5 protein-coding genes are annotated in these 13,068 nt (G+C 36.6%); 4 read left to right on the forward strand and 1 reads right to left on the reverse strand.

All coding sequences use genetic code 11. The annotated features are described in order from the left end of the window. Positions 1 to 384: 384 nt before the first annotated feature. Entirely contained in the window at positions 385 to 2,157 is a 1,773-nt protein-coding gene (locus ACOVQ4_RS19210) for a PAS domain-containing sensor histidine kinase (RefSeq protein ID WP_421822224.1), read from the reverse strand. Positions 2,158 to 2,548: 391 nt separating this feature from the next. On the opposite strand from ACOVQ4_RS19210, the gene ACOVQ4_RS19215 reads away from it, so the two are divergent. The 4 genes from ACOVQ4_RS19215 to ACOVQ4_RS19230 all read left to right on the forward strand — a co-directional run bounded on the left by ACOVQ4_RS19215 (position 2,549) and on the right by ACOVQ4_RS19230 (position 13,066). Next, positions 2,549 to 2,749, forward strand: coding sequence for a hypothetical protein (locus ACOVQ4_RS19215; protein ID WP_421822225.1), 201 nt, complete (start codon positions 2,549 to 2,551; stop codon positions 2,747 to 2,749). A gap of 624 nt (positions 2,750 to 3,373) precedes the next feature. Continuing rightward, the gene (locus tag ACOVQ4_RS19220) at positions 3,374 to 9,346 is read left to right on the forward strand and encodes a PAS domain S-box protein (RefSeq protein ID WP_421822226.1); all 5,973 of its coding nucleotides are present in this window, start codon (positions 3,374 to 3,376) and stop codon (positions 9,344 to 9,346) included. Between the two features lie 223 nt (positions 9,347 to 9,569). Next, the gene (locus ACOVQ4_RS19225; RefSeq protein ID WP_421822227.1) at positions 9,570 to 12,656 is read left to right on the forward strand and encodes a PAS domain S-box protein; all 3,087 of its coding nucleotides are present in this window, start codon (positions 9,570 to 9,572) and stop codon (positions 12,654 to 12,656) included. Between the two features lie 113 nt (positions 12,657 to 12,769). Continuing rightward, the gene (locus ACOVQ4_RS19230) at positions 12,770 to 13,066 is read left to right on the forward strand and encodes a DUF3817 domain-containing protein (protein WP_421822228.1); all 297 of its coding nucleotides are present in this window, start codon (positions 12,770 to 12,772) and stop codon (positions 13,064 to 13,066) included. Positions 13,067 to 13,068 lie beyond the last annotated feature (2 nt).

Below are 13,068 nucleotides of genomic sequence, written 5' to 3' on the forward strand. Positions count from 1 at the left end.
CAATCAAAGAAAGATTTAATTACAATTTTTAAGATAAAATCTTAAGGAATACATCAGTTCTGGACTTAGGTTGATGCTAGATGCTAATGTCGTGGACGTATTCCATTTTTCGACAAGATGATTTAGTTCATTACAGATTGTACGCTTAAAATGCTGTAACTCTTGATTTGAAAATACATTCATAAACTACTAAGGATTATTTTATAAGTAAAAGAAAATTGTTAATTACAGTTTTAAATAAGTTAGCACGCAAAACAATATTTACTTTTTGAGCTTAGGTCTTTCAGCCACAGGCATTCGGCAAAAACATATCTATTGTTACTAAGAAACAACTGAACACTCTTTGCCTCGTGCCTGTTGCCTTCTGCCTAAATCTAATTTTGCTCAAAAATCAATAAAAAAAGTTGTTCCTTGATTTTCAACACTTTCAAATCTGATATTTCCTTCATTCAATTGTACCAAATTTTTTACGATAACTAAGCCCAAACCTGTTCCTTCTATTTTGCTTACATTGTTGGCCCTAAAAAAGGAGGAGTATATTTTGTGTTGCTCTTCGTACGGAATGCCCATTCCAAAGTCTTTTACTTCGATACTTAGCTGGCATTTTTCAAATCGTATTAGAATAATGGGTTCGGGTTTTCCTTCCGAATATTTGAAGGCATTCGTAAGTAAATTATCTAAAATATGAATGAGGTGTTGTGGGTCAATCCAAATCTTATACTGCTTTCCAAGTACTATCAACTTTGCCTCGCGAAAATCCTTTTGTTGTTGGTTTTGACGGGAGATTACAAATTGGGCTTGCTCAACAACATCTACCTCTTCCCGATGCACGGTTAATTGCTGGGACTCCATTTTACCAATAAGAAGCGTTTCGTTTATCAGGTTAGAAATTCGACTTATTTCGGATTGAATATTGATGAGTTGTTTAAGGATTTTATCTTTCTGTTGAAAATCGGCTATTTTTGTGTATGCCTCAATTATTTCGGCACTTGATCTAATCGTTGCGAGCGGTGTTCGAAATTCATGAGAGGTCATATTTACAAATCGTGTTTTTAGCTGATTTAGCTCTTTTTCTCTTTGCAAAGACTTTAGCATACTCTCCTCAACAAGTTTTCGTTCTTGGATACTTCTCGAAGAGGTAATGATACGACTACAAATATCGTAATCATCAAAAAATACTTTTAAGCTTGTTTCTAACCATATATATTCCCCATTTTTTTTCTTAAAACGATACGAAATATAGCTTGTTTCGTGGTTGGCTCCTTCGATTGCCATAAATCGTCCTCTGTCGTCGGGGTGTACAAAGTCGTAATGTGATTTTCCTAGAAGCTCCTCGGGACTGTACAGCGTTAGTAAACTAATCGATGGAGAAACGTACAAATAATTACCTTCTAAGTCATGAATGCATACGATATCCTGAACATTACTCGAAAGAATTGAATTTATTCTTGTCTTCTCTTTTTCGTTGGTAATATCTCGAAGGGTACCCGCAGTACCAGTTACTGCACCTAATTTATCAATTACCAAGGTAGCAAAAACCTCAATCCATTTTACCGAACCAGCTTTTGAAATGTATCGAATGATGTGTTTACAATAGGTCTTTTGTTGTGCGATTAGCGGGGCAAACAATAGGGCATTCTTCTGAACATCTTCGGGATGCAGAAATTCATAGAAGGGTCTACCAAGACTTTCTTCGAGGGTGTAATCAAAAATATTGGTCCAAGCTTGATTCAAAAATACCCAATTTCCAGAAGCATCGGTCTGAAACAGAACATCATGAACATGGTCAACGATATATTTGTATTGTAAGGCTTGCTCAGAATCAAAAGTCTGAGATGACTTTGGGAAAAATTGAACTAAGGCAAGTGATTCATTTTCAACTACTTGAATACTAATTTTGATTTCAAATATTCGATTGTTTAGCTCGGTAATATACTGAATTTTGGCACCTTTAAAGGCCTGTTCAAGAGATTCTTTAAATTGTTTATTGTTGGATAAAAAATCAAGTCCTAAACCATTGTTTGGGAAGTTGGACAAAAAGGCCTGATTTCCATCAATCAATTGATACTTTGTATTTACGATACAAATACAATGATCAAAATCTTGTATGATTGAGGCCAATATCCCCGATTCAATGGTAGAAATCTTTGAAAACATATATGTTGGAATGGTTAGGTAAAAATCACTAAGCAAAGCTTTTGAAAATTGAGCATTCAAACAATGTTTAGAAAGATAACTTAGTAACCAAAACGATTTTTTATGAATACTTCCAACAGTATCTCCGTTTTATTTGATGTATAGCCACGAAAAAGGCTTTTAAATAAAATAGTAACTTACTGAAAAACAGATATTTAAGAAATATGTAACTATTATCATATTTATCTAATCTTTACTGATAAATATCCTTCATAAAGTGACTTGCAAATAAGGGACTTTCCTTGTATTATTGTTCAAAAATCTTGCCCGTACACATAAGAACCCCTAATGAAAAGCATAGTTTTGATTCACTTTCTGAGCTATTCCTTTTCGATTTAATTGCCAAAACTTTATGAATATTCTAAGTAAGCTAGAATTAAAGCAGTTTAAATTACACATCGTTTCAAACATCAATAGCTTAATAGAGTCCGAAGAAATTTCACCTTTAGATGAGTCATTGGACGAAAATAGGAAAGTTGAAACACTACGTATCTCTGCCGAATTCGATTGTATTGAAAAAACCTTAATGAATTCAGAATCTTTTAACTCGTAAACTTTAAAATGAGTGTCCGCCCAACACTCAAAATTTAGTAGTATAGCTTTCTACCGTAGCCTATTCAAATCTTCTTCGATTAGGACTTTAATAGTTTTATTCATTATTCAGCGCCTAAATTTCTCTTTCACTGATTTATCTTGAAAATACTGCGTAGCTTAAATATTAATCATTAAATTTATAGGCTATTTTAGTGCAGTAGGAGGGCTCTTCATCAAACGGTTTCTACTCGAATTATCAGAGAAAAGCTTTACTAAATACATATTTTTTGAAGGTAAACTACCTACTTGTACGGCGGCCAAGTCAGAGAGTCGAGGCTGATTAAATTTTCTATTGATACAAAAAGCATGAGTACTGGCGTGTAAATTTTGAAGTTCAAATAGATAAAATTAATCCCTCAAAAATTGCCTTTGCAGCTCCTAATAAGTTAGTCCGCAGAATAAAATTTAATTTTTGAGCTTACGGCTTACTGCTATGGGCATTCGGCAAAACAGACTTTTGTTAACAAAACATGTGAAGAATCTTTGTCTTGTACCTAAAACAAAAAAGTTAAATCTAATGCTGCACGATTACTTATAGCACAATAACTTACTTACCTTTGAATATTATAGCTACCCAATTCAAATGATTAAAACTCTTTCTCAACTTGAATTCTTGGTTGATCAGTTACCCAATGCGTCTACTGAGCAAATCGCTTTTATTACTGAGCAATTTCGTGAGGTAATAGTATCTCTAAAAGAAAAAGTTCATCAGTGCGAATCTCAACAAAAAGAAGAAAAATATTCTGATACTCAAAACTTCTTCATTGATTCGCTCGCCGAGCTATGCATTTGGGAATATTTTCCATCTACTCAAGAATTTGTTTTTTCTGATAATATTATAAACTATTGGCCTGATTATCAGATTGGTAATAGGCTTGAAGAAATATTTTCGGATTTGGGGAAAGAGGTACTCAAGCGCTATCTTTCTAATGCAATTAGTACCAAAAAAGGATTTGAAATCGTATTACAAGCCAACCATCTCGGGCAGTCACATTGGTTGGAAGTATCTGCACATTGGAACTTAGGGAATTCGGAAGGAATCAAACCCAAGGAAGATGTTATGATGGGGATTATACGAGCCGTAAAAGTAGACAGCCAAGTGCCCCAAACGATTAATACCCTAGAGTCTGGAAACTTTGCCTACGATTTATTGGCAGGAATATCTGATGGCTTTGTCGTTATCAACCAAGATTGGATTATTACCTTTGCCAATGATCAACTTGCTAGTTCTATCCGTACCTCGGTGGATCAGTTAATCGGGAAAAACGTTTGGGATTTGCTGCCAGATTTTGCAGGTGGGCCTTTTCAAGAAGCCTGTATAGAGGTAATGAATACTCGGCGCAAACGAATGATTCTCAGCCATTTTGGACCTTGGAACACTTGGTTTCAGAATCGAATCTTCCCTGCATCGAATGGTATTGCGATTTTTTCTACTAATATTACCTACGAAAAACGACTAGAACATTCGCTTATAAAGAGTGAAGCCGATTTGGAATCCTTAGTCGAAAACATCCCCTATGCGATATTTTCCTTGGATTTAGATTTTAAGCTTCTAAAATATAATGGTGCGTTTAAGAATTTTTGGATACAAATCGTTGGAGAAGAACCCGAAATTGGCTCTGTATTACCCTATGAGGTTTGTACAAAAGCCAATTTGAATGATTGTGGTATGCTTTTTCAAGATGCTTTGTCAGGAAAAAGTACAACTATCGAGAGAATTATATCTCTACAAGGACAGGAACTAATTTATGAAATAAGTATAAACCCCGCCTATAGTGCTCATGCTGAAGTAATTGGGATTACTGTTTTAATGAATAATATTACCCAGCGTAAACTAACAGAAGGTAGGCTACTAGAAAACCAACAACGATACCAATCACTTTTTGATCAAAACCCCGACGGAGTTTTTTCATTAGATTTAGACAAAAAATTTACCTCAGCCAATAGGGCACTTTCAGAAATCCTTGAGCATCCTATTGAAACCTTGCTCCAATGTCAATTTACCAAAGTCGCAGAGTTGACTTTCTCCAAAAATTTAGACAAAATTATAGAAAATACGCTCGAAGGAGTTTCGCAACGTGTAGAAATTGAAGTTACCACAGGTAAGGGCCTTATCAAGCAGGTTCAGCTGACTTCGATGCCAATTTTGCTTGCTGGCAAAATTCAGGGCGTGTATGGCATACTCAAGGATATTACTAGTAGTTACGAAACCGCTCAAGCAATTTTGGCCAATGAACAAAAATGGAAAAGAGCGCTGGAGGGTAGTCAACAAGGAGTGTGGGATTGGCGCATCAATAGCGGTGATGTATATTATTCAAAAATTTGGAAAGAACTGATTGGCTATGAGGAATCTGAAATAAAAGATACTTATTCGGAATGGCATTCGAGGGTTCATCCAGATGATTTGGAGCGAGTATTACAGTCTGTTGACCAATTAATACATGAGAATACACAGTATTTTGAAGAAATTTATCGTTTTCAGCACAAAAATCAACACTACATTTGGGTGCTCGACCGTGGGGTTGTAATGGAATGGGATGAAAACCATCAACCATCTCGAGTGGTAGGTACTCTTTCTGATATCTCGCATCTAAAAGAAGTAGAAGAAAGATTATTGAAAAGTGAAAAGAATTTGATGGATGCCCAAAAAACTGCCCGAATCGGAAGTTGGGAATACGACCTACAGCATAATAAACTAATTTGGTCGGATGAAATTTACCGAATATTTGGGCTGGAGAAAAATATCTTTGGCTCAACTATCGATTCTTATTTGAACGCTGTACATCCCGAAGACAAAGAAGTCTTTGAAATTCAGCGGAAGTTGATAGCTGAGGGCAAAAGAAATTTGAGCCTAGAACATAGAATCATCTTGCCTTCGGGTGAAATCCGTTATATACAACAGCGAGGCGAATTACTCTCTGACGAAAATGGAAATATCTTAGCGATTCGTGGTACTTCTCAAGATATCACCGATCGTAAACTGATTGAATTAAGCCTTTTGCAGGAGCGTAATTTCCTCAAAATCGTAATCGATAATATTCCTGCCTATATTTATTACAAAGACCTCGAACATCGACATTTGCTAGTCAACAAAATTGGGTTGGAGTTGTTTGGCGTAAATTCTGAAGAAGAATTACTACACAAATCTGGCTTAAATTTGCTTGAAGAAAGTAGTGCTAATTTGCTTCGTGAACAAGAGGAATACGTCCTAAGCACAGGAAATGCTTTGTCAAATATAAAAGAGTATTTCCTCACTAAATCTGGACAAATCAAATGGTTACTTTCCAACAAAGTTCCCTTACTCGATCCAGATGGTTCGATTATCGGTGTGGTAGGCGTAAGTCGAGATATAACAGATTCGGTAAAAAAAGAGCTTGAACAAGAACATCTCTGGACAATTTCGAGAAAACTCAATGAAATCGAAAATCTACAGATTGCCATTTATGAAGCACTCAAAATATTGGCCTATTATCTCGATTGCGTATATGCAGAGGCATGGATGCTCAATTTGAATCACTCCAAGTTAAATCTCCATACCAACTGGTTTGCGGATGAGTCTGTAGGGCTTGATTTCACAGGATTAGCTTTTCAAGACCTTCATCGAGGCGAGTTTTTGCCTGGAATGGCATGGGCTACCCAACGTATACAAGAGTGGGATTTATCTCATGGCTTTATTCCTTCTACCGAAAAGCGTATCATCGAAAAATTACACTGCCAATCTGGAGTAGCATTGCCAATTTTGTTTAGAGGTGAGGTTATTGCGGTATTTTGCTTTTATTCTACCGAAGAGCGTATTTCGAATGATACAGACTTTTTTGATAATGTTTCTCGACAAATTGGGGTGGACCTTTCAAGAAGGAAGGCCGAAGATGAATTGAACATCTTCTTTAATTCCTCTCCCGACTTTTTGTGCATGCTTGATACTGATTATTGTTTTACCAAACTCAATAAGGTAGCAACAGAATGGCTCTATGCTCATGAGTCTTCGTTGATTGGTAATTCTTTGTTTGATTATGTCCATGAAGAAGACCGAACCAAAACAGAGCAACAAATCGCTCTGTTAACACAAACTAGACAAGTTGGTTATTTCGAAAATCGTATTGTCAAAGAGGATGGAGAGGTACGCTGGTTGGCTTGGACCGTTGCGACTATAAAAGAGCAAGATCGTATCATTGCCGTGGCCAAAGATATTTCTGAGAAAAAGCATAGTGATCAACACCTCAGTTTGTACAAGCACCTACTCGACAATATGAAAGATTTGGTATGCCTCTGGAGCCCAGAAGGTAAGCCTATCTATTTTAACAAATCTTTCACTGATTTTAGAGGAGAGCTTACCAATAATCATGAATTTAAACTCCCTCTTTTTGATGAAAAATTAGCACAAAATTTATTGGATACACTCAATCGTGGGCAACATGTAAGCCAAGATATCGTAATGTCCGACAAACAGGGTGATTGGGTGGACTACTACGTGAGTGCTGGCCCTATTGCCGATGACAACCAGCAGATTGTATCGCTTTTTACCATTTTTACTGACATTTCCGAACGCAAGAAGCACGAGAGAGATTTGGAGCAATATAATATTCAAATCACAAATATCCTCGAAAGTATAACCGATGGTTTTTTTGCTGTCAATCATCAATATACAGTAACCTATATGAATGCCGAGGCCGAAAGGTTACTAGGAATGAGTAGAAATTTTTTAATCAATGAAAATTTGTGGGATACATTTGGTCATGGTGCACCATTGAGCTACTACTCTGAGTACACCCGAGCGATTGAAGAAAATGTAGCGGTGTCCTTCGACGACTACTATGTACCCGGTAGAAGATGGTTTCATATAAATGCCTATCCATCTGAAAACGGACTTTCTATTTTTTTCAGAGATGTTACAGAGCAAAAACTAAAAGAACAGCTAGCACGTATTGAAAAAGCCACGCTTGAGTATAACACCCTTCAAGATACGACCTTGGCTCAAGTACTAGAGTATTATATCAACGAGGTACAAGAATTAGAAGGAGATGCTATTATTACAGCTTGGCAAGTAGAAGGCAAACGATTGAAGGTTTTGGTAGGTTCGACCCTCGACGAAAACTTAATTAACGCCATTGAATCTTTTGGGTTTAGTACTCAACCCAACGAAAATGGAGAATATTCAAGCTTGTTTTTCCCGCATAAGCAATTTGTTAAGAATCTTGGACTGATGCCACAGTGGCAACCACTCGCCCAAATGCTGCGTACCCAACGAATAAAAACTTGTTGGTCTATACCAATTATTGGAGCAGGAAACAAGGTTTTAGGAATTCTTGCCTATTTCTTCAACGACGAAAGGGTACCCTCACGCGAGGAAGAGGTAGCACTCGAAAACGTAAAACGAGTGGTAAACCTAATCATGGAAAGCAAACTGGCCGAGTTGGCTTTACGACAAAGTAACGAGCGCTATAACCTTGTGGCAAAAGCAACAAACGATTTGATTTGGGATTTGGATATTGCCACAAATGAAATCCTGTGGAGTGATAGCATGGAGCAAATTTTGGGCTACTCACTACAAGAAATAACAGGAAATTACAACTGGTGGTTGTCAAAAGTGCATCCAGATGATGCCGAAAGAGTAAATTCTGGCCTGAGAAAACACCTTACCGATAAAAAACTTCATTGGGAAGATGAATACAGAATTTTATGCGCAGATTACTCCTACAAATTTGTATACGACCGATGCTTTACGCTATATGATGAAAATAATAATGCTATCAGAATGATAGGTGCCATTCAGGATGTTTCGCCACTGAAAAAAACAGAGCTTAAATTAAATGAACTTAATATTGAGTTAGAAAAAAGAGCTAATGAGTTGGTTGCCTCAAATGAAGAGCTTGAGAGATTTGCATACGTGGCTTCGCACGATCTCCAAGAACCACTGCGTATGGTAAGTAGTTTTTTACAATTACTTCAGAAAAAGTATGAGGCTCAACTGGATGACCAAGCAAAAAAATACATTTACTTTGCAGTCAATGGGTCTGAGCGAATGAAACAGCTCATTTTAGATTTGCTTGAATACTCTAGAGTAGGAACCAACAGAGAAGAATTCGTACTAATTGATTTGAATGAAATTCTATTAGAAGTGATTCAAATTTATGACGAAAAAATTAAGAAAGAACAGGCAAAAATTACCCTTAGCAAATTGCCAATCGTAGAAGGAAACCGTGTTCAGTTGTTACAATTAATACAGAACCTCATCGGAAATGCCTTAAAATATAAAGGTGAAAAAGACCCAATTATCCATATTGGTTTGGAAGAACAACAAGAGGATTGGATTTTTTCTGTCAAAGACAACGGAATTGGTATAGATTCTGCATACTTCAAAAAGATATTTATTATTTTCCAAAGATTACATAACAAGACAGAGTACTCTGGAACTGGCATTGGGTTGGCTATCTGTAAAAAAATTGTTGAACGACACAGAGGAAAAATATGGGTCGAAAGCACTGTTGGCGAAGGATGTACCTTCAAATTTTCGCTTCCCAAATGCAAACCAAAATATAATGAAATAGAAATTTAGGTAAGGATGTCGGTCTGGTTACTTTAGGTCATAAGTATCAAGACTTAGGCAAGCACTGGTTTTAACAGGTTTTTTAGTAGCTAAAAGTATGTTTTTGCCACATGTCCATACCTGAAAGCCTAAAGCTCAATAGCTTAATTTTTATCAAAAATGCAGTATCACATAGTAGTAGGTGGGTAAAACTTGAACTCATTTTGCTCCCTCAAATAACTATATCATCACCATGATTACTATAAAACCACAAAAATTGAGAATACTCGTCGTAGAAGATAACTTGGGTGATTATGTTCTTTTCGAGGAGTATTTGCATGATACAGGGCTTGACGTAAAAGAGGTTCAGAACGTAATTTCGGTAGCAGAAGCTAAACAAGCCTTGGCAACTACAGATTATGACTTAGTTTTCTTAGACTTATCTCTTCCCGACAGTATCGGTATTCAATCAATTATTGATCTCAATAAAATGGCCGCTCATATTCCTATTGTGGTATTGTCGGGCATGGAAGATACCCAAACTACCACAGAGGCAATTATCAATGGCGCTCAGGATTATCTCATTAAAGGAGAATTAGAATCAAAACTTTTGTCTAAAACGATACGATACAGTATCGAACGAAAACGTAACCTTGAAAGAATAAAACAAAGTAACGAAAGATACACGATGGTTTCTAATGCCACAATAGGCGTAGTGTGGGATGTAAACTTGGTGAATCGAGAGGTCGTTCGCTCTGGTGATACATTTCTTCATACACATGGCTATGATGAATTGTCGTTTACATCTGACTTTAGTTTTTGGGCAAAAAGAGTTCATCCCGAGGATATCAAAGATTTAGAAAATGTTATCAAACTACATCTTGAATCTAAAAGCATAAAATTCTGGGAATATGAGTATCGCTTTCAAAATGGTGATGGAAAATATTTTTATGTTCATGATCGTGGTTCTGTAATTTATGATGACAATGGGGCTCCTGTTCGTATGTTGGGCACTATGATGGATATCACCGAAAGAAAAGAATCTCAAGAAAAACTCCGAATTTCGGAATACAACTACCGACAAATTTTTGATAACAACCCCAATCCAATGTGGATTTATGATAGCTCCACTACGGAGTTTCTGGAGGTAAATCCTGCGGCTATTGCGCACTATGGGTATGAGTATGAGGAATTTCTTGAAATGTGCATGGAGGATATTTGTCCAAATGCCATGCAACATGAGTCTATCAGTCTCAAAAACAATCAATTACAAGTTCACTTAAAAGCAGGTTATGAGAAAATCATTGTCGAAGTAACGGCCTATCCTATTGATTTTGCTGGACGAAAGGCTATGCAAATGTTGATTAGAGATGTCACAGAAAAGGTAAGAGCCGAGGAAGAAAAACGTATTTTAGTACAAAGCCTTGAATTATTTAGAAATGCGCCCTCCTTAACAAAAGGACTCAAAGCTTGTATCGAAACGATTCGTACCTACCTTGGCTGGGAACACAGTGAAATATGGATGACAGATTATCAGAAAGAATATATTCGATTACAGACCTACAGCTACACCCAAGAATTTGAGCATCTTTACGAAATGGTTTCTCCTTTTTTGAATAAGGATATTCATATTAACCATACTATTTACAACGAAAGTCATCATCGGTCAATGCCGATTTGGCTCAATGATTTACATGAGCTAAAAGGATTCCAAAGGATTGCTTTATCCGACAAAATCGGGATTCACACTGCGGTATCGGTTCCTATTATTTATGATGAAAAGCACATTGGCTGGATGGTTTTTTTTAGTAAAGCTAATCATCAGGCCGATGAAAGTATCATAGCTTTCTTGGCAGAAGTGGCTAAGCAGTTAGGCGCCGAAATTGAAAAAAGAAATGCAGATGAAATGCTCAAGCATTTCTTTTTATTGAGCAACGATTTGTTAGGTATTGTTACACTCGAAGGATTTTTTGTTCGTATCAATAATGCCTTCTTACACGTTTTGGGCTATAATACCAACGAAATCAACGAACATGCCGTATTGGATTTTGTCCATCCCGATGACAAGCAAAAAACCTTGGAAATATTAACAGGTATACAAGATAAATCTTCTGTATCTTTCTTGGAAAATAGATTTATTGCAAAGGATAAAACTATTCGTTGGATTTCTTGGTCGGTAACTTATTTGCCTGACGAAAAGCTGATATTTGCCTCTGGACGTGATGTAACTCAACAAAAAGAAGAAGAATTGCAGCTTCGTTTACGCGAATCGGTGATTACTAATAGCAATGATGCTATCGTAATTACAGAACCAGATCTTGAGAATGCCTGCCACAAAGCTATTTATTATAATGAAGCATTTTTACGGCTTTCTGGCTATGACCCTGCCGAAATCATCGCAAATCCTACTAGTATGCTTGTCGGAGAAAAGACCGATTTGGGAGCTATTCAGAAAATTAGCTATGCTATTGCACACTGGATGCACGAGCAGGTTGAGATTATTGTTTACCGAAAAAATGGTGAGCAGTTTTGGGCTAGCTTAGAAGTAGTGCCTGTGCCCGATGCCAAAGGGGAGTTTACACACGCAATATCGGTATTTAGGGATATATCGGCTCGAAAAAAAGCTGAGGCTGAGCGCGAAGTACTTATCCGAGAACTGACCGACAGCAATACCGACTTAAAACAATTTACCTTTATTACTTCGCATAATCTTCGTGCACCACTCTCAAATTTGATGGGTATTCTGGAACTAGTCGACCCAGACGTTATACAAGATGCCGAAACGCTAGAGTTACTTAACAAATTTAAGGAATCAACCGTTTTATTGAATCAGACCATCAACGATTTACTAGATGTTCTTGTAATAAAAAATCAGGTAAATCTCGAAAAAAAGTCGCTGGATTTGAATATTGAATTTGAAAAGGTCAAAAACTCAGTGGGTTATCAAGTTCGGGAAACAGGAGCCGTTCTCAAGACTGATTTTAGCTTAGCAGAAAAAGTCAGTTTTGATTCCTCTTACCTCGAAAGTATTTTGTTGAATTTGTTGACCAATGCACTAAAATACCGCTCGCTCAGCAGACCGCTTGAAATTCAGGTATTTACTAAAGATACCCCCAACTATACAGAATTGTATTTTTGTGATAATGGAATTGGCATTGATTTGAACCGCCATCAAAGTAAAATTTTTGGGCTTTATCAACGTTTTCATGATTATCCAGATAGTAAAGGATTGGGTTTATACATTGTTAGCTCCCAAATTCGTGCTCTCGGAGGAAAAATTGATGTGAAAAGTGAAGTCGACAAAGGCACTACATTTATTGTGTATTTTGCTAAAAATTAGGCTTTTGAAACGATTCTTACTCCTTCGGGGTTGATTGATTGAATCCTTCAAATACTATTTTTCAGCTAGTAAGGTCGCTTTGGATAGTCTATTTAAAATTGCTTGATTAAATTATGTCAGAAAATTCAACATTATCCGCAAAAATTATTCGTGTATTTCTAATAGTAGGAAAAATCGAAGGTTATAGTTATTTATTGTTACTGTTTGTAGCAATGCCATTAAAATATATCTTCAAACTACCCGAATTAGTTCGCATTGCTGGTTATATTCATGGAGCATTATTTGTGGCATTTGTGGCTGCTATTTTAGCCATGATTATCCAAGTGGGTATGACTTTGCCAAAAGCAATCTTTGCTTTTTTATTATCATTGGTTCCTTTTGGAACATTTTACCTGAAAAAAACACTTTAGTC

Origin of the sequence: Flectobacillus sp., assembly GCF_049240685.1 — a bacterium.
GTDB lineage: Bacteria > Bacteroidota > Bacteroidia > Cytophagales > Spirosomataceae > Flectobacillus.